Consider the following 24,106-nt stretch of genomic DNA (forward strand, 5'->3'; position numbering starts at 1 on the left):
CACGTCCACACATTCGTTCGGGAGTGAACGGCAGCCAGCGGGCGCTCATGTTACATGCCTGTGAGGCATTTTGGCGCTATGGGTTCGAATCGAACTGTACTCGCCTGCCTCTGTCATGGGCGCCCCGCACCTGACAAATCTGTAATCCACGCCTCAGTTTCCTGACAGCACGGGCTGTTTAAGGTCTCGTCAAACCTGAAGCATCAGGGATGACGGGACTTTGTTATGCCTTCAACACCTTCAAGACGCTCTTTCATCAAAGGCCTCTCAGCCGGCAGTCTACTGGCGGGCGCGGGCCTGTGGCGACCGCCGGCCTGGGCCGTGACTGCCGACAATCAACCCTCCACGTTGCGCGGTAACCAGTTCGACCTGTGGATCGGCGAAGCACCGGTCAATTTCACAGGCACCCCGCGCACCGCCATGACCATCAACGGTGGCATTCCCGGCCCGTTGCTGCGCTGGCGCGAGGGCGACACCGTGACCATCCGCGTGCGCAACCGATTGCAGCAGGACACCTCGATTCATTGGCACGGGATCATCCTGCCGGCCAACATGGATGGCGTGCCAGGCCTGAGTTTCCAGGGCATCGCCCCCGACGGCCTCTACGAATACCGCTTCACGCTGCACCAGAACGGTACCTACTGGTACCACAGCCACTCGGGCCTTCAAGAGCAGGCCGGGGTCTATGGGCCGCTGGTGATCGACGCCCGCGAGCCGGAACCCTTCGAGTACGACCGCGACTACGTGGTGATGCTCAGCGACTGGAGCGACCAGGCCCCGGAACACCTGATGCACACCCTGAAAAAACAGTCCGACTACTACAACCGACACAAGCGCACCGTGGGCGACTTCATTGAGGACGTCAGCCGCGACGGCTGGGCGACCACGGTGGCAGACCGCACGATGTGGGCCGAAATGAAGATGAGCCCCACGGACCTGGCAGATGTCAGCGGCGTGACCTACCGCTACCTGATGAACGGCCAGACCCCGGAGACCAACTGGACCGGCACGTTCAAACCGGGAGAGAAACTGCGCCTGCGGCTGATCAACGGCTCGGCCATGAGTTACTTCGACGTGCGCCTGCCCGGTTTGAAAATGACTGTCGTCGCCGCCGACGGACAGTACGTGCAACCGGTCAGCGTCGATGAATTGCGGATTGCCGTGGCGGAGACCTATGACGTGATCGTCGAGCCGGGCAACGAGCGGGCCTACACCCTGTTTGCCCAGTCCATGGACCGCAGCGGTTTTGCCCGGGGCACCCTGGCCCTGAGCCAGGGGCTCAGCGCCGCAGTGCCCAGCCCCGACCCTCGACCGCTGATCAGCATGGCCGACATGGGCATGGATCATGGCGCGATGGCAGGCATGGACCATAGCCAGATGAGCGGCATGGACCACGGCAGCATGGCCGGCATGGGCAACGCCATGCAAACCCACCCGGCCTCGGAAACCGACAACCCGCTGGTGGACATGCAAACCATGAGCCCCAGCGCCAAACTCGCCGACCCAGGCATCGGCCTGCGCAACAACGGCCGCCGTGTACTGACCTATGCCGACCTCAAAAGCACCTTCCCCGACCCGGACGGACGCGAACCGTCGCGCACCCTTGAGTTGCACCTGACCGGGCACATGGAGAAGTTCGCCTGGTCGTTCGACGGCATCAAGTTCAGCGATGCCCAACCGCTGCGCCTGACCTACGGCGAGCGCCTGCGCATCACCCTGGTCAACGACACGATGATGACCCACCCGATTCACCTCCACGGCCTGTGGAGCGACCTGGAGGACGAACAGGGTCGCTTCCAGGTGCGCAAGCACACCATCGACATGCCACCCGGGACCCGCCGCAGTTATCGGGTGACGGCCAACGCACTGGGCCGCTGGGCCTATCACTGCCACCTGCTGTTTCACATGGAGATGGGCATGTTTCGTGAAGTGCGCGTCGATGAACCGGGGAGCCCGACATGAAGTCCCGCCTGTTGCTTGCCGGCCTGCTCGGCCTTTACATGAACGCGACCCAGTCGGCCGAAAGCATGGACCATTCCGCCATGGGGCACGGCGCAATGCCAGCCATGGATCACAGCCAGATGGGTACCATGGATCACAGCCAGATGGCGCCCACGACCAGCCGCACACCGATACCGGTGCCGAGCGACGCCGATCGCCGCGCGGCATTCCCGGCGGTCAATGGCCATGGTGTGCACGACAAGGCGATCAATGGCTTCTGGTTGGTCGACCAACTGGAGTACCAGGATGCCGATGACGGCAGTGCCCTGGCCTGGGACATGAGCGGCTGGATCGGTGGCGACATCGATCGGCTCTGGGTACGCTCCGAGGGTGAGCGCACCAACGGCCACACTGAGAAAGCCGAAGTCCAGGCCCTGTGGGGGCATGCCATCGGCCCATGGTGGGACGTGGTGACCGGGGTCCGCCAGGATTTCAAACCCGGCTCACCGCAAACCTGGGCGGCATTCGGGTTGCAAGGCCTGGCCCTGTATAACTTTGAAACACAAGCAACCTTCTTCGTCGGCGAAAACGGTCAGAATGCGCTCCGCGTGGAAGGCGAATACGACATCCTGCTGACCAACAAACTGATTCTGCAGCCCACCGCCGAGGTCAATTTCTACACCCGCAACGACCCTGAACGCAGTGTCGGCGCCGGGTTGGCCAACACCGAAGCCGGTGTGCGCCTGCGTTACGAAATCGTCCCCGAGTTTGCACCCTACATCGGCGTGACCTGGAGCAGCACTTACGGCAACACCGCCGACTACACTGGCGAAGAAGGCGAAGACCGCCGTCAAGCGCGGTTCGTCGCCGGCTTGAGGCTCTGGTTCTGAGCCGATGAATGAAACGATCGACACGAGAATTTATATGCACAACTCACTTCGTCTGGCCGCCCTTGGCGCCTTGTTCATCAGCACCCAGGCCCTGGCGGCCGAGCTGATTCCGATCGATGTCCACCGCGATGCCAATTGCAGCTGCTGCACCGCCTGGATCTCGCACCTGCAAGACAACGGCTTCAAGGTCACCGACCACGTCGAGCCCGACATGAGCGAAGTCAAGCAGCGCCTGGGCGTCGCCCCGCGCCTGGCCTCATGCCATACCGGCGTGATCAACGGCAAGTTCGTCGAAGGCCACGTTCCGGCCGAGCAAGTGCTGGTCCTGGCCAAGCGTGACGACTTGCTGGGCATGGCGGTACCGGGCATGCCCACCGGCTCGCCAGGCATGGAAATGGGCGACCGGGTCGACGCGTATCAAGTGATCGGCCTGACTAAAAATGGCACCGATGAAGTGATCGCCGACTACCCGGCCCAGTAATGCTGCTGGGTTACCTCGGGCTGTTTGTCGCGGCGTTTGGCGCCGCAACACTGTTGCCCCTGCAGTCCGAGGCGGTGCTGGTCGGGTTGTTGCTCAACGGCCAGCACTGGCTGTGGCTATTGCTTGCGGTCGCCACCCTGGGCAATGTGCTGGGCTCCCTGGTGAACTGGTGGCTGGGGCGTGGCATCGAGCACTTCAAGGATCGTCGTTGGTTCCCGGTCAGCCCGGCGCATCTGGAAAAAGCCAGCAGGCACTATCAACGCTACGGCCATTGGTCCTTGCTGTTGAGCTGGCTGCCGGTCATCGGCGATCCGCTGACCCTGGTCGCGGGCGTGATGCGTGAACCCCTCGGGCGCTTCCTGCTGATCGTGACCCTGGCCAAAGGCGCTCGTTATGCCGTGCTGGCCCTGGCGACGCTGGGTTGGACGGCCTGAGTTTTTTGGCCGTCCTTCACGCTCACCGCGCAACCCACGTCGACGCCTGCAATGCACGAAGCAACAACTCGGGCTCCAGTGCACTGACCTGTCGGCCATCGTCGCTGCACATGCTCTCGCCCGCCAACAAGGCGTTGATGATGGCCTCTTCCACCGCTTCGGCCGCCGCGCTGAACAGCGGTGAAATGTGATCGTTGTTGAGCATGGCCAGGGGGGTGCTCAGGGGCAGGTCCTTGCGCCCATAGTCAGCCGGCGGCAGATCCTGGTTGCCGGTGGCGAACGCGAGGAAAATATCACCGCTGGAGTCCTCCGTCCCGCCGCCGGTACGGGCGATGCCAATGGACGCCCGTTGTGCCAGGCGCTGGCACTGGTGCGGCAGCAGCGGTGCGTCGGTGGCCAGGATCACCACGATCGAGCCCATGCCTGGCGTGCCCTGTTGCGCGAAAGGCGAATCGACCTGTGACAACTGCCGGCCAACCGGGTAGCCGTCGACCCGCAACTCACAACGCTTACCATGGTTGGCCTGGACCAGTGCGCCGACGGTATAACCGCCCTGCCCGGTCGGCAGCCGACGGGACGCGGTGCCGATCCCACCCTTGAATTCGTGGCAGATCATCCCGGTGCCGCCCCCCACGGCGCCTTCAGGCACCGCACCGGTCGCGGCATTGTCAGCCGCTTGCCGCACGTGCTGCGCCCCCACGTGCTGACCCCAAATGTCATTGAGCACACCGTCGTAGGTTTCCATCACCACCGGCATGCACCAGTAGGTGGCCGGGTCTGCCAGGCTGTCGCGCTCCAGCGCGACCAGGGCATCGCGCACCACACCCACGCTGTGGGTATTGGTGATAGCAATGGGCGTTGCCAGCAACCCGGCTTCGCGAATCCATTCCAGCCCCGTGGCATCGCCATTGCCATTGAGCACATGGCAACCGGCGAAACAGGGTTGCAGCCGCGCATGACTGGCACGAGGTTGAATCACCGTCACGCCAGTCCTGACCTGCTTGCCGTCGACCCGGTCCTTGAGGGTGCTGTGCCCGACCCGTACGCCCGGTACATCGGTAATGGCATTGAACGGCCCCGGTACTCCCAAACCCAGGCTGATACCCAGTTCACGTGCACGCATGACATCTCCTTCACGATTGACTGCACCGGCTGGAACCGGCGAAAGACCGCTACTCTAGGGACCGCGCCCGCCAGCGCCAATCACCCCGTTGGGGTATGCGTTCGGCGGCACTGCCCGCGATCATGGTCAATAATTAGAGCATTGCAGCCGTGCCGGGCGACCGCAGGTCGGGCAGCAAGGCTGCTCGATGGCCCGTTTGATTCAGATCAACCCCTCGCCCGCCGTTCACGGCACGATCGGTTCACTACTTCAACGCCCGACGACGGATCGTTGCCCTCAAGGACTCGCGTCACGGCGTTTATCACGGGAGAGTTGCCATGTCCGGTCAATCACGTTTCATGTTGGTCGTCTCGCCACTGATGGAACACAGCGCGGCGTTCGACAGGGCGGCGGCACTGGCCAGAGCCGAAGGGGCCGCACTGCATATCGTGGCCTTCGACTACCTGGAAGGCCTGGCCACCGCCAGCCTGGTCAACGAGCAGGCGATGGAGCAGATGCGCCTGGGCTACGTCGAGCGCCACCGCCAATGGCTGGAGGAACAGGCCAGGCCCTTGCGCAAACTGGGGCTGACCGTGACCACCGAGGTTACCTGGGTGGAAAATCCGTTGCAGGAAATCCTGATTCACCTCAAAGAGCAGCCCATGGATGCGCTGATCAAGGCCCTGAAGCACGAGTCGCTGATTTCACGACTGATGTTTACCCCGCTGGACGTGCATCTGCTGCGCGAGTCCCAGGTGCCGCTGCACTTCGTCAGCCATGACGCACGCGCCCTCCCGCGCAGGATTGTCGCCGCCGTAGACCCCTTCCATAGCGGCAACAAGCACCTGGACCTGAACAACCGGATACTCCATGAAGCGGTGAAACTGGCCAGTGCCTGCGGCGCAGAGGTCGATGTGGTCTACGCCCATGACCTGTCGAGCCTGGACACCGATGAGTTCGATTTTCGCAGCAGTACCGCGATCTTCACCCCCGGTACGGCCAAGACGCTGTTCGACGTCCAGGCCGAAGCGTTCAACACACTGACCGAGCAAAACGGTATTGCACCCGAGCAACGCCACATGGTCATGGGCAACCCGGTCAAGGTCCTGGTCAATTACGTTCAAGCCCATGAAGTGGACGTGATCGTCATGGGACGGGTCAGTCATCGCGGACTGGCGCGCCTGGTGGGCAGCACCGTGGAGAGCCTGTTGTACAAAATGCCCTGCAGCATGTGGATCGTCTCGCCCCAGGCGCCTGCCGAATAAAACCGTGAGCCCTGGCGAAATGTTCCCCAGGGCTCGATCCAGCGCCTCAACTGCCGGTGCGGACCTTGTTCCACAATCGCGTGCGGATCCGGTCGATGTTCAGGGGCATGGCCTCAAGGGCGAACAGCTTGCCCATCATTTCCGGGCTCGGCTACACCTTGGTAGGGTTGCGCATCACCCTGAAACAGGGTGATGCGCAACCCTGATGGATTACTCAATGGTGCCTGGCAGTAGCTCAAAGGTGGGGGTAAACGGAGTGATGGCGGCCATCAACAGTTCGAAGGGTTTACGGTCGCCTTCGAATGTAGCTTTGCCGGCCGCGACGAGTTGATCGAAGCTGGTTTTCCTTGCCATTACGCCTTCAAGATCAGAGCGCTCAAGGGTGATAGTGAGGTCGGCATTTTTCGCTTGCTGCCCCTTGATATTGGTCAGTGTCGAATGGCTCAACTCAACCACGAACTGCTCACCGTTGTCGGGAGTCTTAAGGTTCATGACGAAGTGTTGATCCGCGACTTTGCTGCCGTCCAGGGCAATGCCGAGGTATTCCAGCCACAACTCTGTGCTCATGGCGCGGATAATGTCAGGTCCGGTGGATTTTGGCGGCACTCCCTTGGGAATGCCATGGCGTAGTTCATAAGCCGCCGCGAGGAAGCTGTTGCGCACCCCGGCACTTTCCTTCTGATAGCCGACCTGCTCATAGACGTCCGCGAGCAGGTCCTTGGCCTTGCTGTTTTGTGGTTCGGCATAGACCAGTTTATTGAGAATTTCATAAGCTTCGCGGTATTTGCCCTGATCGAACAAGGTTTTGCCCTTGGTCATGATCTTGTCTGCGCCACCCATCATTTCCACATACAGCGGTGCCGAATCCTTCGGTGACAGCGGCATCAGCGTCGCCGGGTTGGCATCCCAGTAACCCAGGTAGCGGTTGATCACGGCGCGGCTATTGTGCTCTTCGGAACCGTGGTAGCTATGGGTCGCCCAGTTGTTTTTCAGGCTATCGGGCAACTTGTAGACGTTTTGAATCTCATTGATGGTGACGCCCTGGTTGGCGGCATGCAGTACAGCGTTGTTCAGGTTAGCGTAGGCATCGCGTTGCGCGCGCATGACGCCCTGAATTCGCTCATTGCCCCAACGTGGCCAACTGTGCGAGGCAAACATGACGTCGGCCTGTTGTCCGTAACGATACAAGGCGTTGTTGATGTTCTTCGACCAGACCAATGGATCACGGACCAGGGCACCGCGCAGGGTGTAAATATTATGGATAGTGCCGATGATGTTTTCGGCTGCCCAGAATGCCTTGAACTGCGGAAACCATGTATTCATCTCCGCTGGCGCTTCGGTGCCGGGCGTGCTTTGAAACTCCATTTCCACACCGTCGATGGTCAGGGTCTCGAAATCTTTCGCGATATAGCGATTGGGCTCAATCAGCCCCATGTTGCCAATGGAGGCATTTTTTCCAATGGCCATGTCGACATGGCCATATGGGCTGTGTGGCAACATGACACCGTATTGGAAGAAGGCGCGTCGGGTCATGGCATTGCCGGCGTAGACGTTTTCAGCCACGGCATGTTCCATGAAACCTGTCGGTGCTATCAGCGGGATCTTGCCGCTGCGCACATCTGCCTCATCGACCAGGCCGCGGATGCCACCGAAATGGTCGGCATGGGAGTGAGAGATCACTACCGCAACGACCGGGCGCTTGCCCAGCTTTTCATTGATGAAGTCCAGGGCGGCCCTGGCGGTTTCCTTCGACATCAGGGTATCGAACACAATCCAGCCCGTATCGCCCTTGATGAACGTGATGTTCGCCAAGTCAAACCCGCGCACTTGGTAAATCTTCTCCGGAACCACCTCATACAGACCGAAGGCCATGTTGAGTACCGCCTGGCGTTGCAGGGATGGATTGATACTGTCGTAGTCCTTGCCTTCCAACAGGAAGTTATAGCTACCCATGTTCCAGGCGACATTCCCGGCTTCGGCCATGATCTTGTTGTAGGACGGTGCAGCGATGAAGCCTTTTTTCGCTTCTTCAAAGTCGCGTTTGTCGGCAAATGGAAGTGTCTTGCGCAACCCATTTTGCAGCTCAATCGTGTAGGGCGAAGGCGCTTTGCCCTTGCTATCGAAGTGCGCATTTTGTGTTGAGGTCGGATCAGAACTTACGCCGTTTGCATCGGCAGCAAAAATGGCAGGACTGACGCCACTACCAAACGTGATTGCCAGTGCCAGATGAAGGGTCTTGTTGTACATGAAATGGTTCCTGCGCCAAATGGGGGTGCCAATGAGCGTCAATGCCGTTGACTGTGCACGGTTGCCTATTTATGTGCGTCGTGAGCTTGACCGGTCTGCCCATGAATAGCATATTCATCTCATTCCTAAAAATTCCTGTTTACCAATTTTCGATAACATAAAGGTTATTAGATGACGCCACGCCGCTTACGTCAGTTTTTGGCATTGATTGAACATGCGCACTTTGGTCGGGCAGCAAAAGCGTTGGGGGTTTCCCAGCCCGCGCTGAGCAAAAGCATCCAGTTGCTGGAGAGTGAGCTCGGGGTCATGCTGTTCGACCGACGTACAGAAGGCGTCATGCTCACTGCGTTTGGTCAGTTGCTGCGTGAAAAGAGCCAGCGCCTGTTGGTGGCCGAGGAGGACCTGCGGCGGGACATGGCCTTGCTGGCAGGAGGCGATATCGGAGCACTGCGGGTCGCCTTGGGTCCCTATCCAAGCATCTCCAGCGGTTATGCAAGCATCGCGCGATTGCATGCCCGGCATCCGCAAATCAAGGTCACGGCACATGTCGCCGGATGGCGTGATGTGGCTCATCAGGTCGCTACAGGGGCGGTGGATCTGGGGATCGCCGAAATCAGCACGTTACAAGGCAGGGAAGAGTTCACCTGTGAGCTGCTGGGTGAGCATGAGGGACGCCTGTTTTGTCGCCCCGGTCATCCGCTGCTGTCGCAATACCGTCCACTTACGTTGGCGCAAGCACTCGATTATCCGTGGGTGGCCTCGCGCATTCCGCTGCGGCTGGCCACCCATTTGCTCCCGGCAACGCTGGGCAGCGCCGGCTCTTATGACGCGGTGACTGGCGATTTTGTACCGGCGATCGAAATAGACGTGCCCATGCAAATCGTTAAATTCGTCGAGAACAGTAACGCCCTGGCGCTAGGGAATTTATCGACTTTTGAACGAGAGTTCATGGCTGGTGAAATCGTACCGTTACCTATCCATGACCTCGCACTGCATACCCGTTATGGCTTCATCTACCTTAAAGAGCGCTCACTGCCACCCGCGGTAGAGGTTTACATGAGGGAAGTGAGGGTCGTGGAACAAGAAATGTGTCAGCGTGAAAGTCTTCTGGCCCAGATGAGGATGGCGTGACAGAACTCTTGCGCGACGATCTGTCGCCCAGCGTCCGGAGGTGCGCTCCCAGATACCGGTTTCGACGCCATCGCTGCGCTCCACACGGGTGGTCGAGGTCACGGCCACGGGTGCGTCCAATGGCACGGCGACCGGTGCCGACGCCACCAGCGTCATGTGCGGGGTGTTCTTGAACTGGGTAATACTCATGCCGATACCTGTCGATGAGAGGAAACGAAATTACTGCATGAAACCTTCCATGAAACCCGCTACCCGACAGGCCAGCCTGCGCCGCCAGGGCGCGCTGTTCAGGTCGGCCAGGGTCTGGTCTTCGTGGATGAAACTGCGAATGATCGCGTTGTAGCCCAGCCAGCGCAGCGGTTCGGGCTCCCAGGCCTTGAGCGCATCCAGCCCGCCCTGGGGGATGACCCAGGGTTGGTGAACCCGCTCGGTGTCGCGCCCGAGGATCAGGTCCGCCAACGTCCGGCCGCCGAGATTGCTGGCACCGACGCCTTCGCCGCCGTAACCGCCCGACAGTGCGATCCCACTGCGTTGATCACAGAGCATGTGGGGTTTGAACCGTCGGGACATGCCCAGGTTGCCGCCCCAGGAATGAGTGATATTGACGTCCTTGAGTTGGGGAAACAGTTCACCGAACAGGTAACGCCGCAGTTGGACTTCTCCCTCGCTCAGGTCGAAGTCGTGCCGCAGTTTGCCGGCAAACCGATAACCGCCACGGGCACCAAACACCAGACGGTTATCGGCGCTGCGCTGGCCGTAGGTCACCTGGCGGCTGCTTTCGCTGAACGCCTGCCCATGGTCCAGGCCGATTTCGTCCCAGATCGCGGCCGACAACGGCTCAGTGGCCACCAGCAGGCTCTGCACCGGCAGCTGATAGCGCCCCAACGGCGCCAGTGTCGCGGCATAGCCTTCCACGGCCGGCACGATCCAGCGGCTGCGCACTGTCGCGTTGGCGGTCTTCAGACTGCCGGGCTGCCAGTCAGTGACCGGACTGTTCTCGTAGATCTGCACCCCCATGCGTTCCACCGTCCGCGCCAGGCCACGCACCAGCTTGGCTGGCTGAACCGTCGCGCAGTGCGGCGCATGGATAGCGCCGTAAGGCCTGGCTACGCGGATGTGCCGGGCCAGCTCTTCGGGGCTCAACCAACGGTAGTCGTCCGGGGTCAGGCCCTGCCGGTACAAGCTGTCCAGGTAGCCCCGCAGACTGACCTCCTGCTCGGGGTAGCGCGCGGCACAATAAAGCACACCACCTTTGCGAAAATCGCAGTCGATACCTTCTCGTTCGGTGACGATCCGTACCTCGTCAGGAATGCCGTGCAGCAAGTCATAGGAGGCGCGGCGCTGCTCCGGTGACAGCCCGGCGAGCAGGCGGTCCTCCCCCAACAGATTGCCCATCACCCAACCGCCGTTGCGTCCGGAGGCGCCGAAACCGGCCGTTTGCGCTTCAATGATGGCGACGTTCAACTCCGGCGCCTGGCGCTTGAGGTAGTACGCGGTCCAGAGGCCCGTGTAGCCGGCACCTATGATTGCCACGTCGACGTCCAGGTCCCGCTCAAGGGAAGGCCGGGCCAGCAACGGCTCTTCCAGTTGATCCATCCACAAACTGATCGTGCGCCACGCCGGCATGCAAGACTCCGCCACTCAAGGTTTAGATGGCGGTGATCCTAATGCCTGGGCTCAGTGGCTGTCTTGCGCGCGTGCACGCAAAGAACTTTCCCGGACATAGGCCTTGGGCGACATCCCGGTGTGCTGGCGAAAACAGGTGTAAAACGCCGACAGGGAATTGAAGCCGGCGGCAAAGGCCAGTTCATCGATGCGCAGGGGGACGGGTGCGGTCTCCAGGGCAGTCAGCAAGTGCCGCAGCCGCGCCTGATTGACGTAGCGGTAGAAGCTCTGCCCCAACACCTGATTGAGCAAGTAGGAAATCTGGTTGCGGCTGTAGCCACACGCCTTCGCCACCCCTTCCAGGTCCAGCCCAGGCTCAAGATAAGGTTGTTGGTGCTCGAAATACTGCTGCAGATCCTGCGCCATGAAGCTCAACTGGCGGGGTGAAAGCCCCAGTCGACTGACCGCCGGGCGCCCACTGCCGGCCGGTTTGCTCAGGGGTTGTTCGTGCACCAGCGATGCGTATTCGTTGACCCGCCAGATCAGTCCGTCGCGCACCGTGATCGCCTCGCTGGAACGGAACGACACCAGCCCCTCACCGCCGCGCAAGGTCATGCGGTATTGAATGAACGCCGTGTCACCGTCCAGGCGAATCCGGTCCGAATGCTCCAGCGCTTCCAGGGGATCACGGGGCATGCTGTCGCGCACGTACTCACGCAGCTCACTGAGCCCCAGGACGCGGTTCTGGAAAAAGTCGTGGTACTGGATGTCCGGGTGGTACAGCGCCATGACGCCGTCCAGGTCCCGATGCTTCCAGCACAGGTGGTAACGCAGCACCGTCTCGCCGGTGGCCTGGGTTTGCAACGGGCCATCATCGTGGGCAGGCATAAGGTGCTCGGCAACAGAAAAACCGAGCTTGCCGAACTTGCGCCAAGGCTTCAATGGTCAATTCTAGGGCCTGTCACCGACGAACCTTGCCACCGGCATGACAGAACGTAATCGAGCACAGGCTGAATCCCGGTCAATCGACAGCCGGCAGGTAAATTTCACGGTCCATCGTAAAGTCAGTGCTACCGTTAAAACTCCACAGGGTTGGGCCAATGACGGCTCATCCTCCCCTGACAGAAGCCGAAGGAAGCGCTTGATGACGAAGGCGGGTCACCCATGCACAGGACTGAGTTCAGCAAGGTCACGTTCCCCAACGCCTGCCAGTTGATGCGCTGGCATTTTCACCCTATTGGATTCGAAGCCACCATGGACGCACCGGACAGCATGATCCTCCGGTTGTTTGACCGTGCCAGTGGCAGGACCATGGTCTCCATCGCCGGCATCCCCTGCGCCACCCTGATGAATGCCACCGATGTGGAGCGAATAATCGAAGCGGTGGAGGATGAACTTGAAGCCTTCATCCCACCGCTCACGTTCAAGCACAACGCGTGAACGATTGGCGAGCGCACCTCGCCTTGTGGGTGGGCTCCTGCAGGCTTGCCATCGCACACAAAATACGCTGAAAACACGTCATGCCAGCGGCGGACACCTCCGTGGCGAGCGAGCTTGCTCGCGCGGGGCTGTGCAACAGCCCCCAAACCAGCCACCGAAGTCTTTCTGAACGAGCGCTATCGCCTCACCAGGGCCGCTGCCCTGGAGCGCCAGCCCGGCCCAGCGCGAGCCAGCTCCCTCGCCACACAAGCAGCGCTCACGCTGGAACGGTTTTACTGCCTACATTGCTCGCACGCTGGTCGGCGAAGAAAGGCTTGCCGGAGGCGATCCTGTCGGACGCTCTGGGCAGGTTCACCGAGCTGCCCTCCTGAGGATCGACGTACCAATGGCAATGCTTCGCGGCACGGGTAATGCCAACATAGGCCAGGCGCAGGATCTCGTCTTTCTGCGCCGAGTCATAGGGCTCGGCATCACCGTCCTTGCCCAGCCCGGCCAGTCGATAGACCTGGTTCTTATAGGGAGAACAGGTCAAATGCTGGCAATCACCCAACAGGAAGACCGCATCCGCTTGCAGCCCCTTGGCGCTGTGGAACGTCAGTTGCTTGAGGCGCCTAGCCTCGAAAGGCAAGCTAGAATCAGCATTAACTACAGATGAAATATGCTGTTCTATCAACAACTTATCGCTACTTTTTCGATACAACATCAAGATTGAATCGCCATTGCGATAGTGCTCCGACAAGCGCTTGGCCAGCTCCCCGTCGTCACGATCGTGGATGTTCACCGGCAACAGTTCTGCCGATTCACCGCAGGCCTTGGCTTTCTTGCCCGGGATCGCCGGTGCCGCCCGCACGATATGTTCGGCGGCGTCGATGATGTGCTGATGGCTGCGGTAGTTGTCGCTGAGCATCACCCGCGTGGTACCGGGGGACGGGAACTCCTTGTTGAACTCCATGAAGTATTTGGGCGAACTGCCACGCCAGCCATAGATCGATTGCCAGTCATCGCCCACACACAGCAATGAGGAACGCTGGGCACCACGCCCCACGTGCATGGCCGGTCCACGGCGACGGATCTCCCCCAGCGTGGCGCGAATCCAGGAGACAATCTGCGGGGAAACGTCCTGGAACTCGTCAATCATCAAGTGCGACATCGGTCGTAGCAGCTCGTCGCTGAGCAGCTTGAGGTTCTCCGGCGAGTGCTCGCTGAACAAGGCAAACATGCGGTTGTAGGTCATCACCGGTGGCGACTGATCCAGCAGGTGATCTTCAAAGGTGCGCCAGAACAGGCTCAGCGCCTCGAAGAAATAACGGTCCGGGTCATCCTTGGCGAAACTCATCTGGCCCACGGCCGCCGGAACGTCCAGCCCGAGGTTCTCGATAAAGCTCGCGGCGGCGACAAAACAATCCAGCAGCGGCGCACCCGCCAGTTCACCCTTGACCTTGTAGTCAAACCCGGGACCGGCGCTGGCATCGCCGGCGAGGGTGGCCAGAACACGCTTTGAGGATTCATAGCTATCAAGCCAAATCAATGGCTTACGACAGAAAGCTCGAAATAGGGTTCGCTTGACCGCCCACTCCGCGCGCACGCTCAGCTTGGCGTTTGGCCGGCTGAGCTGAGGATTTTCCCGGGGATCGAAGCCCAGCACCACCCAGGCATCCAGGCTCGGGATGTAGCCATGGCAATGGAACATCGAGCCGTTGATCTCGAACGTCTGGCGGCTGGGCTCGATGCCCTTGATCGGCCAGGCGCCAGCACGAAACCACAAGTCCTCAAGGGTATCGCACAGTTCTTCATCGCGCTTGGCGGCCAGTTCGGTCACCGCCATGCGCTTTTGCACCTCGGGGTGGTCACGCTCCAGTTCCTTGAGCTGCAAGGCGTGGCGCGACAGCGGCGTGATCAGTTCGCGAAACCGCTCGTTGTCGGTGAACAAGCGATGGAAACAGGCGTTGAGTTGCTGGCGCTGCGTGTCGTTGATCCGCAGGTCGAAAGGGTTGCTGTCGACCTCCGCCTCATTGAACAGCGAGCGCTCGTTGAGGTTTTCGAAGGCTTGCAGGCGCTCGAACCCCGGCAGGCTGCGGATCATCGGCAAGATGCGTGAGTGGAAGGTGCGCACCAGGTCCCGGGCATCCTTTTGCGACAGTGCGCGACCCCAGGTGGCGAACAGCGCGATCAGCTTGTTGATGAAGTCCTTGCGTGACTCGCGGGTGAACGTCACCACGGTCAACGAATCCAGCTCGAACCCCAGGTAGTGGGTCAGCAACAGAATGCGCAACGCCAGGGTGGTCGACTTCCCGGCGCCCGCCCCGGCAACCACCGAGGTCGACGGCGTGTCGCTGAAGATCATCTTCCACTGCGCCGCGCTGGGTTGCGCGTGCGCCGGCAACAGCCGCGCGACGTCGGCCTTCATGCGCTTTTTGATCTCGGCACTCAGGGGCAACCGCCAATCGTCGAACAGGTGGTCATCCACGCGCGGCGCCGGGTGCTCGGTGCAGCGACTGTCGCGGATCAACAAGACCTGGCGGCCCTCTTCGATCCCGTCCGCCTTGCCTTCCTTGTAGCCGTAGTCCACACCCGCCGTGTGCCCACTGCGAAACCCGTCAGCCTGGCCGTGCAACCAGGACGCCCGGTGCTGTGCGCGCAAACGCGTCAGGCCATGACCAAAAAAGCGCGCGGCCAGCCGTTTGAGCCACGGCATTTCGGCCAGGGGCAAAAGCTCGGGAGGAAGATCGGGGATGTTTCGTGGCACGCTGACTCCAGGGTGTGAGGCTGTTGGCGCTATGGTGTCTTCATTTGCCGACGAGTTCTAGTCAAATGCTTATCCTTCATTGGCTTAAGCGATGAACCGAAGGCTGATCCGTAGAATTCATTCGCCCTCATATATCTAATAAACAGATTGTTTTCAGGCATTTTTTACGCTTTTTATCGATCCGTTGCTGATGGATGATGCGCACCATCAACCACCGGTTCTCGTTGTATGCGAGCCTTTCAGGAGACGATCATGCTTGAACTCAGACCCTTTACCTCCCTGGGCGGCGCCCATCACGGCTGGCTGGATGCCCACCACCACTTTTCGTTTGCCGAGTACCATGACCCCAAGCGCATGAACTGGGGCAACCTGCGGGTCTGGAACGACGATGTGATTACCCCCGGCACCGGCTTCCCCAGGCACCCGCACCGCGACATGGAAATCATCACCTATGTTCGCGAAGGCGCCATCAGCCACGAAGACAACCTGGGCAACAAGGGCCGCACCAAAGCCGGTGATGTCCAGGTGATGAGCGCCGGCACCGGAATCGCCCACAGCGAGTACAACCTGGAGTCGACGGCCACCCGGATCTTCCAGATCTGGATCATCCCCAACCAGACCGGCACAGCGCCGTCCTGGGGCGCCAAGCCGTTCCCCAAGGGGCAGCGCGAAGGGTTCGTGACCCTGGCCAGTGGCAAGGACGGCGACGACCAGAGCCTGCGCATCCGCGCCGATGCCCGGCTGGTGGCGGCGAACCTGAAAGCCGGAGAAACCGCCGAATACCGGCTGGACAACGGTCGGCGCGCCTACCTGGTGCCCGCCACCGGGGTGATTGAAGTCAATGGCTTGCGTGCACAGGCGCGAGACGGCGTAGCGATTGCCGACGAGCAGGTGCTGCGCGTAACCGCCTTTGAAGACAGTGAGATCGTGCTGGTGGACCTGGCTTGATGCACTGAGGCCCAACGAAAAAGGAGTGACCGCCGTGGTCACCCCTTTTTTCGTGCTGCTCCGGGCGAGCGTCGCGCTTACTGGCTGATCGCGCCATCCACCAGGGTTTGCGCCTCTTGCACCAGCTGCTTGAGGTGATCGTCGCCAATAAAGCTCTCGGCGTAGATCTTGTAGATGTCTTCGGTGCCCGAAGGACGGGCAGCAAACCAGCCGTTCTCGGTCATGACTTTCAGGCCGCCAATGGCCTGGTCATTGCCCGGCGCCTTGCTCAGGATGCGCTGGATCGGTTCACCGGCCAGTTGGGTCGACGTGACCTGTTCTGGCGACAATTTGCCCAGCAATGCCTTTTGCTCCGGATTGGCCTTGGCGTCTACGCGCACCGAGAAGGGTTCACCCAGCTCATCGGTCAGCGCACGGTACGCCTGGCTTGGGTCGCGCCCGGTACGGGCGGTCATTTCCGCGGCCAGCAGGGCTGGAATCAGCCCATCCTTGTCGGTGCACCAGACGCTGCCATCCTTGCGCAGGAACGAAGCGCCAGCGCTCTCTTCACCGCCAAAGCCCAACGAACCGTCGAACAGGCCATCAGCGAACCATTTGAAACCCACCGGCACTTCGTACAGGCGACGGTTCAGGCGCTTGGCCACCCGATCGATCAGACCGCTGCTGACCACGGTTTTACCCACGGCCGCATCGGCGCGCCATTGCGGCCGGTTCTGGAACAGGTAGTCGATGGACACCGCGAGGTAGTTGTTCGGTGCCAGCAAACCACCGGACGGGGTGACGATGCCGTGACGGTCGTGGTCCGGGTCGCAGGCAAAGGCAACGTCGAAGCGCTCCTTGAGACCGATCAGGCCTTGCATGGCATGGCTGGAGGACGGGTCCATGCGGATCTGGCCGTCCCAGTCCACCGACATGAAACGGAATGTCGGATCGACCTGAGTGTTCACCACATCGAGGTTCAAGCGGTAGTGTTCGGCGATGGCCGACCAGTAGCGCACCCCTGCTCCGCCCAGCGGATCCACGCCCAGACGCAGATTGGCCCCGCGAATGGCGTCGAAGTCGATCACATTGACCAGATCGGCGACGTAGGTGTTGAGGTAATCATGACGGTGAGTGGTGTCGGCCTTCAGCGCCTGTTCGTAGCTGATGCGCTTGACCCCGGCCAGCTTGTTGGCCAGCAACTCGTTGGCCTTGGCCTCGATCCACTTGGTGATGTGGGTATCGGCCGGGCCGCCGTTGGTGGGGTTGTACTTGTAACCGCCACTTTGCGGTGGGTTATGGGACGGCGTGATGACAATGCCATCTGCCAGCCCCGACGTGCGGCCGCGGTTGTAGCACAGGATGGCGTGGGAAACGGCTGGGGTCGGCGTGTACTCATCGCCTTCGGCGATCATCACCGTCACCCCGTTGGCAGCCAGTACTTCCAGGGCGCTGGCACCGGCCGGCGTCGACAGCGCATGGGTATCGATGCCGACAAACAACGGGCCGTCGATGCCCTGGGCTTCGCGATACAGGCAAATGGCCTGGCTGATGGCCAGGACGTGCCATTCATTGAAACTCAGCTCGAACGAGCTGCCACGGTGCCCCGATGTACCGAACGCAACGCGCTGGGTAGCCACCGAGGCATCGGGCTGGCCGGTGTAATAGGCCGTAACCAGTCGCGGGATATCGACCAACAAGGCTGCTGGTGCCGGTTTGCCCGCAAAAGGACTGAGTGTCATGCAAAACCTCTGAAAGAGTGGGGTTCGGGAATAGGAGCGCAGTTTACTGGCAGTTTGACCACAGAGCGATGGGATCGATCCTGAAGCCGGCAGGATTTTTTCCACCACGCTCAATCCGTGCGTTCCAGCCGCAACGCATCCGCCAGCATTGCCATTGCCGTATCCAGGCCAAGCTGGCCGCTGAACCCATGGCTCAGTCGCGCCCACAAGGTAGTCCCAACTGCCGGGTCGACCCACTACCAGGCCCCTTTAACGTCTCGCTGCCAGATCGCACGGTGTATCAGCCTCTTCAGAGCGGGGCTGCCCTCCGACGAGCGTATTTTGCCTGGCCGACGAGTTCACACCCGGAGTCCGGCACCGACTGCATGCCGTAGAGCGTGCGCATCAAATGGACCGGCAAGCCGCTGACATCCACCATCCATTGCATGACCTGCTCGGCGACCGCGTTACCCTGCAGCGCTTTATGCACTTCAGGCATTGCCACCAGCATGCCGGGATGGCAGCGGCGCAAAAAACGCTCGAGCCCCGCCCCCTCATCGACAAAGGGTGTGAAGAGCAAGCACAACTGCTGCGCTTCACTGAGCCCCAGGGTCTGCTGCGCCTCGATGTTGGCCTGGATACGTCGTTCGGCGAGGGTCTGCGGATTGCCATACAGGTCCAGCGCCTGGTTACAGAATCGCTCGGGCACCTGCCTCTTACGCATCATCAGCAGTACCCGCTGGATGTATAGGGCAACCCCCTGCTCGTAGGTCTGGCCCTTGAGGTAACTGGCTTGCAAGCCGCGAAAGTGCGCCGAGAGCAACGGGCTGGCGAATGGGTTTTCGCGTAACGGGGCATCCACTGCATCAGGCTGCAACCCAAGGAACTCGGTGAGCAGGGGCCAGCGCTCCTCCACATTTCCGGTCACCAGATCCAGGACATCAATGTAGCTGGCAGCACGCCGTGCATCAAAACGCTCCTGCGGCCGCCACTCGGCCCGTTCATGGCCCGCGTAGAGCACGCGGTAAAAATCGGGTCGCAGTTTCTGGAGTGTCGAAAACAGCCCGTCAAAACTCTGTTCGGGCTCAAGGGGCACGCGCAACCCTACCCTGACTGCGCCTCGCTTGAATCCTGCGAGAAACTGCTTTTGCTGACGTACCGTTTCACCGCCGATCAAGGCATCGACGCCGCCGTCCCAACGAGCTATCTGTCCATAGAACTCACCCATGGCCAAATAACCGTCATCACAGGCCTCGAACACACCGCCGCCCCCGCGAAGGTGGCCGAGCATCAGCATGTTCGTCCGATTCAACTCACGCCCAGCGTCCGAGATCGGTATTAAATGGCAGAACGGCAGCACCTCGCGGTTATCGACCATCAGCACTTCAACCCTGGGGTCGTCGTAGACAAACAGGGCGCTATAGCTGCGATGAAGCACCTCCATGATCGCCGGAGTGGTTGCGCCAACCCGTAACGTCGCAACCCGTATCTGGAAGGTCGACGGCGCCTTGCTCGCAATGCTCAGTTGCGCTGCCCGCAAAAACGCCAGGGTGTAGCAACTGTCCTGTGTACCGGAGTGGCTCATGAGCACTTTGTATTGACCGATTCGTTCCATACCCCCGGCAGCTACCACAAGACGCTGGATTAAAAGCTGCAAGGCCGTACGTTCCGCTCTGGAAAAGAAACTCAGCAATCTATGCAACACTTGCTGGTAGACGTAGTTCATCGCTTGATCATGAATAGTGCTCATCGTATTTACCTGATACTCCATAAATCGGCAGTGCATGAACAACCATCAACCCGTGCGGCCAACGGCCGGAGATGGTTTTTGATGCTGTCGCAAGTTTCTATCGTTGAATGATATCACTTTGATTGCAACTACTCTTTAGCCCGATTACCCGGCAATAAAGTCCATCAATCCAGAAGCCAGATAAAGCCCTGTAAACAAAGGCCCCTGACAGAAAACAAGTAGAGCCTAGGAAGTTTCCGACAACTTCCCACAAACACTGAGCACAGCAAATAAAGAACCAGCAACAGAGAGAGGCCACGACAACTAACCAACCCGTCATTTATTTCAGATTTTTCAATGCGCGGCGCAGAAAAGCCATGCTCAGAATACTCGACACCTGAACCAGCGCCCACTAAAACACAACCCCCAGCCATGGCTCTTTCCTTGAGATGAAATTAATCATTCAATTATCAGGAGTTAGTGAGTGATTAGAAGATACAGGTCAGAAGTAAAAACCAGCTCAGTTGCTGAACCAGAGGGTCACACGCCAGGGCAATGAACGCATCGAACACCCGGCAAAAAACAAAGAGCCCGCTATTGCGGGCTCTCGTAGAGGATCATACCGGGTCGACTTGCAGCGCCACCCGTTCGCGGCACGGACATTCGTCCATGTAACGGTGCGCCTCGACAAACTCGGCGAAGGGGAAGACCCGAGTCTTGAGCGGCGAGAGCACACCCTCGGCCGTCAGTTGGTTGATATCGCGCAAGGCCCTTTGCAACGCGGCCTGGTCCTGGGCGATGCCCAGTTCCGGCTTGCCGGTGAAATTGCCGATGCAGTGCACGAAGAACTGAATGTTCTTCTGGAACGCCGCACAGGCCGGAAACGGTGTCTGGTTGCCGCCTTGCAGGCCATACAACACCAGGCTGCCACGAGGCGCCAGGACATCGCCGAGCAACGACATCTGCGGGCCGCCAAGGCCATCGAACACCACATCCACACCGCGGTTGCCGGTGAGTTTGTTGATCTGCATGAGCAGGTCCTGCTCTTCGGTGACAATCACCTTCTCGGCACCGAGGGACAGCAGGTATTCACGCTCCTGCGCGGTCTTGGTCGCGGCAATCACCCGCACACCCAAGGCCTTGCCCAGTTGCACGAAGGCGGGACCTGCACAGTGGCTGGCATCGGTGACCAGGGCGAACTGACCGGGCTTGACCCGGGCCAGGTCGGCGTAGGCGAAATAAGCGATCAGCAGCGGCGTGTAGTGCACGGCCGCATCAACCGGGCTGAGCACATCGGGGTAACGGGTCAACGCCGTACGAGGCAACACGATCTGCTCGCCGTACACCGGGTAATCATTGGCGCTTTGCGCCGGGAAGCTGGCTACCTTGTCGCCGACGGCCAGATCATCCACGCCCTCACCCAACGCCGTCACCACGCCGGCCATCTCACTGCCCAGGCCGGACGGCAGCCGTGCGTGCGACGATGCCAGGTTCTGACGCCAGAGTGTGTCATACCAACTGATGCCAATCGCCTCGACGCGCACCTGCACTTCGCCCGGCGCAGGCAGAGCTACCGCATGCTCTTCGCACTTGAGCACTTCGGCCGGACCAAACTTGTGAAAACGGATCGTGCGGGACATCGCAAACCTCGTCAAAGTAACCTCTAATACCATGAACTCTATCCGGGCTTTCTGGCCAAGACCATCAGTGGCTATTAATAGTCGACATGCCTGTCATTGATTCCGCAGCCCCGGCAATCCGTCAATAGACATAGAAAACCGAACCAGCATTGTGGGAAAAATGAATTACTCGGTGCAGAGTAACAGCCTTTCCCCGTAAGATTCATGCCGGCCATTGTTCTCAAATGGCCGCACTCGTCAAGTTTGCTGACTCTGCCAGGACTCCAGATGAATCGTAATGACCTGCGTCGTGTCGACCTGAACCTGTTGATCGTGTTTGAAACACTGATGCACGAACGCAGCGTGACCCGCGCTGCGGAGAAGCTGTTTCTCGGCCAGCCAGCCATCAGCGCGGCGTTGTCTCGCCTGCGCGGCCTGTTCGATGACCCGCTGTTTGTCCGCACCGGCCGCAGCATGGAACCCTCTGCCCGCGCGGTAGAAATCTTCGCCCTGCTCTCGCCGGCCCTGGACTCGATTTCCACCGCGGTCAGCCGAGCGGCCGATTTCGACCCGGCCACCAGCAACGCAGTGTTCCGCATCGGCCTGTCGGATGACGTGGAGTTCGCCCTGCTGCCCATGCTGCTCAAGCGTCTGCGCGCCGAAGCCCCCGGGATCGTCCTGGTGGTGCGTCGGGTCAATTACATATTGATGCCGAGCTTGCTGGCCTCGGGTGAAATTTCCATCGGTGTCAGCTACACCACCGACCTGCCCGCCAATGCCAAGCGCAAAGTGCTGCGTCGCAGCCTGCCCAAACTGCTGCGCGCCGACACCATGCCCGGGGCCTTGAGCCTGGACGACTTCTGCGCCCGCCCCCACGCACTGGTCTCGTTTGCCGGCGACCTCAGTGGCTTTATCGATGAAGAACTGGAAAAACTCGGGCGCAAGCGCCACGTGGTGCTCGCCGTGCCGCAGTTCAATGGCTTGAGTACGTTGCTGGCGGGCACCGACATTGTCGCCACCGTGCCGGACTACACCGCCGAAGCCCTGACCGCCGCTGGCGGCGTGCGCGCCGAGGACCCGCCACTGCCGACCCGCAGCTTCGAATTGCACATGGCCTGGCGCGGCTCCCAGGACAATGATCCGGGTGAGCGCTGGTTGCGGTCGCGCATACAGATGTTTTTTGGGGACCCTGAGAGTCTTTGAAGGGCCGGGATACCGCGCCCGTCGCCGGGTCGATCAGCACCTTGGCCGGTGGCAGGAAATTGCTCGTGGGCTGCCCGTACTGAGTGAATCTCTGAGGCAGGACCTGCACCTGCGCGGCCAGGGTCTGCTCATCCGGCACCAGGCGAATCTCGAACACATACTCGACCTTGTAGGTCGCCTCCTGCGCCCGAGCTGCCAATGATTGAGACGTGGCCCAGGCAGCAAAAGCCTCGGCCACAGCCCAGACCACTGTATCCAGTGCGGCGACGGCTTTTCTCTGGCAAAGCTAGCCGCAGCCACTCACCAACTGGCAGGCAACCAGCCCAGCGCGCCGCAGATGGCATAGGCCATGCTCATCAGATAAAGCACCACCACGGTGACCTGGATCAGCGGATGGGCAATCCAGCCACATTGCCAGGCCGGGACGATATCGCCGCTCTTGCGTGCCGAACGCAGCATCAGGATCGGCATGATCGACAAGATCACCCCGCTGAAGACCCCGGCGAAGTACAAGGCGCTGACGAAACCGACCATACCGCTGTACGCCAGGATAAAGGGCGGGATGCAGACGATGGCCAGTACCAGCAAGCGCGTCTTCGGGTTGCTCTCTGAACCCAGGCTCTGGAACTTGTCAAAGATATTGGTCAGGAAGCTGCCACCCAAGCCCCAGTAAGACGTCATCATCGCGCACAGGGCAAAGGTGTTGGCGGTGTAGAACGCCCATTGCCCCAGTGCCTGGCCCCAGGCCAGGGTAGCAACTTCGCTCTGGTTCTCCAGGCCGGTCAAGGCAATCACCGACATCGGCACCATCGCCAGCAAAACAAAGGTAATCACCATCCCGGTAATCACCGCCAGCGGCAGACGCTTGGGGGCATGGCTGAAGCCACGGGCCATTTCCGGAACCACGTACTGGGCCGAGAAACAGAACACGGCAATGTTGAACACTGGGATCATGTAGACCCAATCACCTTCCAGCAAGTTGGCGAACTGGGTGTTTTCGTTCACCAGCGTCGCGATCACCAGCACCAGGGTCATGCTGAGCATGCCGATGCTGATGAACTTCTCGCCCTTGCCGATGGCCTTGAGGCCGAGGTACAGCACCAACGCTGCAGGCAGGAAAAACAGCAGGCTGCCCAGCGCCGGGCTGATGCCGAAGAACTCACTGAGTACCTTGCCGCTTCCACTCATGTAGGCAACCAGCGCACCGATGCTGTTGACCGCCACCGAGAGAAAAATCGCCCAGGCGCCGAAAGAACCGACATAACGCTGCGCCAGGCCACTCAATTGATGGTGACGGCGGGTACGCAAAGCGGTTTCCGAGACATACAGCATGGAAATCGTGGTGAAAATACCGGCGACCGCGAGCCAGAACAGCAGCGGCATGTATCCGGCTTTGCGGCTGGCGTAAGCCATCGACAACACACCGGCACCAATGTTGGTGCCGACAATCATTGCCACCGCCTCGACGAAGGTCAGGCGTTTGACTTCCAGTCCGGATGACTCGGCATTGGGCGCCTCGCATGGCTCGCCGGCAACGGCGTAAGGGGTCTTGCTCATGAACAATTCTCGCTATTTATAGTTATTGCAGAATCCATGCAGCGCTCATTATCAAAGCACTGCACGCA

General features: G+C 60.4%; 18 protein-coding genes and 1 pseudogene. 9 read left to right on the forward strand and 10 right to left on the reverse strand.

Annotation, left to right across the window (positions count from 1 at the left end):
* Positions 1-225: 225 nt before the first annotated feature.
* The 4 genes from CKW29_RS01735 to CKW29_RS01750 are packed head-to-tail and all read left to right on the forward strand — an operon-like array spanning position 226 to position 3,746.
* Complete coding sequence (locus CKW29_RS01735; RefSeq protein ID WP_095147802.1) at positions 226-1,962, forward strand: copper resistance system multicopper oxidase; 1,737 nt, start codon at positions 226-228, stop codon at positions 1,960-1,962.
* Between the two features lie 38 nt (positions 1,963-2,000).
* Positions 2,001-2,831: a copper resistance protein B gene (locus tag CKW29_RS01740; protein WP_371850783.1), complete on the forward strand. Its 831-nt coding sequence runs from the start codon at positions 2,001-2,003 to the stop codon at positions 2,829-2,831.
* A gap of 34 nt (positions 2,832-2,865) precedes the next feature.
* On the forward strand, positions 2,866-3,312 hold the full coding sequence (locus CKW29_RS01745) for a DUF411 domain-containing protein (RefSeq protein ID WP_095144356.1): 447 nt from the start codon (positions 2,866-2,868) through the stop codon (positions 3,310-3,312).
* Positions 3,312-3,746: a YqaA family protein gene (locus CKW29_RS01750; RefSeq protein ID WP_095144357.1), complete on the forward strand. Its 435-nt coding sequence runs from the start codon at positions 3,312-3,314 to the stop codon at positions 3,744-3,746. Before CKW29_RS01745 ends, CKW29_RS01750 begins: the two co-directional genes overlap by 1 nt.
* 22 nt (positions 3,747-3,768) lie before the next feature.
* Here CKW29_RS01750 and CKW29_RS01755 read toward each other — a convergent pair whose 3' ends face one another.
* On the reverse strand, positions 3,769-4,869 hold the full coding sequence (locus tag CKW29_RS01755) for a P1 family peptidase (protein WP_095144358.1): 1,101 nt from the start codon (positions 4,867-4,869) through the stop codon (positions 3,769-3,771).
* A 317-nt stretch (positions 4,870-5,186) separates the two neighbouring features.
* Here CKW29_RS01755 and CKW29_RS01760 point away from each other — a divergent pair, with 317 nt between their 5' ends.
* On the forward strand, positions 5,187-6,113 hold the full coding sequence (locus CKW29_RS01760; protein WP_095144359.1) for a universal stress protein: 927 nt from the start codon (positions 5,187-5,189) through the stop codon (positions 6,111-6,113).
* 210 nt (positions 6,114-6,323) lie between these two features.
* Here CKW29_RS01760 and CKW29_RS01770 read toward each other — a convergent pair whose 3' ends face one another.
* On the reverse strand, positions 6,324-8,360 hold the full coding sequence (locus tag CKW29_RS01770) for an alkyl/aryl-sulfatase (RefSeq protein WP_095144360.1): 2,037 nt from the start codon (positions 8,358-8,360) through the stop codon (positions 6,324-6,326).
* A 171-nt stretch (positions 8,361-8,531) separates the two neighbouring features.
* Between CKW29_RS01770 and CKW29_RS01775 the strand changes: the two genes are divergently transcribed.
* Positions 8,532-9,491, forward strand: a complete 960-nt coding sequence (locus tag CKW29_RS01775) for a LysR family transcriptional regulator (RefSeq protein ID WP_095147804.1) — start codon at positions 8,532-8,534, stop codon at positions 9,489-9,491.
* On the opposite strand, the pseudogene CKW29_RS01780 reads toward CKW29_RS01775, so the two are convergent.
* From CKW29_RS01780 to CKW29_RS01790, 3 genes and pseudogenes are all read right to left on the reverse strand, one after another.
* Positions 9,482-9,680, reverse strand: a pseudogene (locus CKW29_RS01780) (cupin); the annotation flags it as partial. The gene CKW29_RS01775 and the pseudogene CKW29_RS01780 overlap by 10 nt on opposite strands.
* 30 nt (positions 9,681-9,710) lie before the next feature.
* Positions 9,711-11,117: an FAD-binding oxidoreductase gene (locus CKW29_RS01785; protein ID WP_095147805.1), complete on the reverse strand. Its 1,407-nt coding sequence runs from the start codon at positions 11,115-11,117 to the stop codon at positions 9,711-9,713.
* A 51-nt stretch (positions 11,118-11,168) separates the two neighbouring features.
* Positions 11,169-11,984 carry an AraC family transcriptional regulator gene (locus tag CKW29_RS01790; RefSeq protein WP_095147924.1) on the reverse strand — a complete coding sequence of 272 codons (816 nt, stop codon included), beginning with the start codon at positions 11,982-11,984 and terminating at the stop codon, positions 11,169-11,171.
* A gap of 276 nt (positions 11,985-12,260) precedes the next feature.
* Here CKW29_RS01790 and CKW29_RS01795 point away from each other — a divergent pair, with 276 nt between their 5' ends.
* Entirely contained in the window at positions 12,261-12,536 is a 276-nt protein-coding gene (locus CKW29_RS01795) for a DUF1652 domain-containing protein (RefSeq protein ID WP_095144363.1), read from the forward strand.
* A gap of 256 nt (positions 12,537-12,792) precedes the next feature.
* Here the strand turns inward: CKW29_RS01795 and CKW29_RS01800 are convergent, their stop codons facing one another.
* The gene (locus CKW29_RS01800; RefSeq protein ID WP_095147806.1) at positions 12,793-15,282 is read right to left on the reverse strand and encodes a UvrD-helicase domain-containing protein; all 2,490 of its coding nucleotides are present in this window, start codon (positions 15,280-15,282) and stop codon (positions 12,793-12,795) included.
* Between the two features lie 252 nt (positions 15,283-15,534).
* Here CKW29_RS01800 and CKW29_RS01805 point away from each other — a divergent pair, with 252 nt between their 5' ends.
* Positions 15,535-16,230, forward strand: coding sequence for a pirin family protein (locus CKW29_RS01805; protein ID WP_095147807.1), 696 nt, complete (start codon positions 15,535-15,537; stop codon positions 16,228-16,230).
* A 77-nt stretch (positions 16,231-16,307) separates the two neighbouring features.
* Here CKW29_RS01805 and pgm read toward each other — a convergent pair whose 3' ends face one another.
* The 3 genes from pgm to CKW29_RS01820 form a co-directional block, all read right to left on the reverse strand.
* The gene (gene pgm / locus CKW29_RS01810) at positions 16,308-17,951 is read right to left on the reverse strand and encodes a phosphoglucomutase (alpha-D-glucose-1,6-bisphosphate-dependent) (RefSeq protein ID WP_095144366.1); all 1,644 of its coding nucleotides are present in this window, start codon (positions 17,949-17,951) and stop codon (positions 16,308-16,310) included.
* A gap of 289 nt (positions 17,952-18,240) precedes the next feature.
* A complete protein-coding gene (locus CKW29_RS01815; protein ID WP_177452368.1) occupies positions 18,241-19,680 on the reverse strand; it encodes a hypothetical protein in 1,440 nt (479 codons plus the stop codon).
* A gap of 596 nt (positions 19,681-20,276) precedes the next feature.
* Positions 20,277-21,299 carry a zinc-dependent alcohol dehydrogenase family protein gene (locus CKW29_RS01820; protein WP_095147808.1) on the reverse strand — a complete coding sequence of 341 codons (1,023 nt, stop codon included), beginning with the start codon at positions 21,297-21,299 and terminating at the stop codon, positions 20,277-20,279.
* A 267-nt stretch (positions 21,300-21,566) separates the two neighbouring features.
* On the opposite strand from CKW29_RS01820, the gene CKW29_RS01825 reads away from it, so the two are divergent.
* Positions 21,567-22,481: a LysR family transcriptional regulator gene (locus CKW29_RS01825; RefSeq protein ID WP_095144369.1), complete on the forward strand. Its 915-nt coding sequence runs from the start codon at positions 21,567-21,569 to the stop codon at positions 22,479-22,481.
* A gap of 300 nt (positions 22,482-22,781) precedes the next feature.
* On the opposite strand, the gene CKW29_RS01830 is transcribed toward CKW29_RS01825, so the two are convergent.
* Positions 22,782-24,038, reverse strand: a complete 1,257-nt coding sequence (locus CKW29_RS01830; protein WP_095147809.1) for an amino acid permease — start codon at positions 24,036-24,038, stop codon at positions 22,782-22,784.
* Positions 24,039-24,106: the final 68 nt, after the last annotated feature.

This window comes from Pseudomonas sp. Irchel s3a18 (genome assembly GCF_900187535.1).
Lineage (GTDB): Bacteria > Pseudomonadota > Gammaproteobacteria > Pseudomonadales > Pseudomonadaceae > Aquipseudomonas.

Excerpts from the sequence above, each read along its gene's own strand:
- CKW29_RS01775 (WP_095147804.1), top strand. The coding sequence starts at position 8,532 with ATGACGCCACGCCGCTTACGTCAGTTTTTGGCATTGATTGAACATGCG.
- CKW29_RS01770 (WP_095144360.1), bottom strand. The coding sequence starts at position 8,360 with ATGTACAACAAGACCCTTCATCTGGCACTGGCAATCACGTTTGGTAGT.
- CKW29_RS01745 (WP_095144356.1), top strand. The coding sequence starts at position 2,866 with ATGCACAACTCACTTCGTCTGGCCGCCCTTGGCGCCTTGTTCATCAGC.
- CKW29_RS01795 (WP_095144363.1), top strand. The coding sequence starts at position 12,261 with ATGCACAGGACTGAGTTCAGCAAGGTCACGTTCCCCAACGCCTGCCAG.
- pgm (WP_095144366.1), bottom strand. The coding sequence starts at position 17,951 with ATGACACTCAGTCCTTTTGCGGGCAAACCGGCACCAGCAGCCTTGTTG.
- CKW29_RS01785 (WP_095147805.1), bottom strand. The coding sequence starts at position 11,117 with ATGCCGGCGTGGCGCACGATCAGTTTGTGGATGGATCAACTGGAAGAG.
- CKW29_RS01805 (WP_095147807.1), top strand. The coding sequence starts at position 15,535 with ATGCTTGAACTCAGACCCTTTACCTCCCTGGGCGGCGCCCATCACGGC.
- CKW29_RS01760 (WP_095144359.1), top strand. The coding sequence starts at position 5,187 with ATGTCCGGTCAATCACGTTTCATGTTGGTCGTCTCGCCACTGATGGAA.
- CKW29_RS01755 (WP_095144358.1), bottom strand. The coding sequence starts at position 4,869 with ATGCGTGCACGTGAACTGGGTATCAGCCTGGGTTTGGGAGTACCGGGG.
- CKW29_RS01825 (WP_095144369.1), top strand. The coding sequence starts at position 21,567 with ATGAATCGTAATGACCTGCGTCGTGTCGACCTGAACCTGTTGATCGTG.
- CKW29_RS01820 (WP_095147808.1), bottom strand. The coding sequence starts at position 21,299 with ATGTCCCGCACGATCCGTTTTCACAAGTTTGGTCCGGCCGAAGTGCTC.
- CKW29_RS01750 (WP_095144357.1), top strand. The coding sequence starts at position 3,312 with ATGCTGCTGGGTTACCTCGGGCTGTTTGTCGCGGCGTTTGGCGCCGCA.
- CKW29_RS01790 (WP_095147924.1), bottom strand. The coding sequence starts at position 11,984 with ATGCCTGCCCACGATGATGGCCCGTTGCAAACCCAGGCCACCGGCGAG.
- CKW29_RS01830 (WP_095147809.1), bottom strand. The coding sequence starts at position 24,038 with ATGAGCAAGACCCCTTACGCCGTTGCCGGCGAGCCATGCGAGGCGCCC.
- CKW29_RS01735 (WP_095147802.1), top strand. The coding sequence starts at position 226 with ATGCCTTCAACACCTTCAAGACGCTCTTTCATCAAAGGCCTCTCAGCC.
- CKW29_RS01815 (WP_177452368.1), bottom strand. The coding sequence starts at position 19,680 with ATGAGCACTATTCATGATCAAGCGATGAACTACGTCTACCAGCAAGTG.
- CKW29_RS01740 (WP_371850783.1), top strand. The coding sequence starts at position 2,001 with ATGAACGCGACCCAGTCGGCCGAAAGCATGGACCATTCCGCCATGGGG.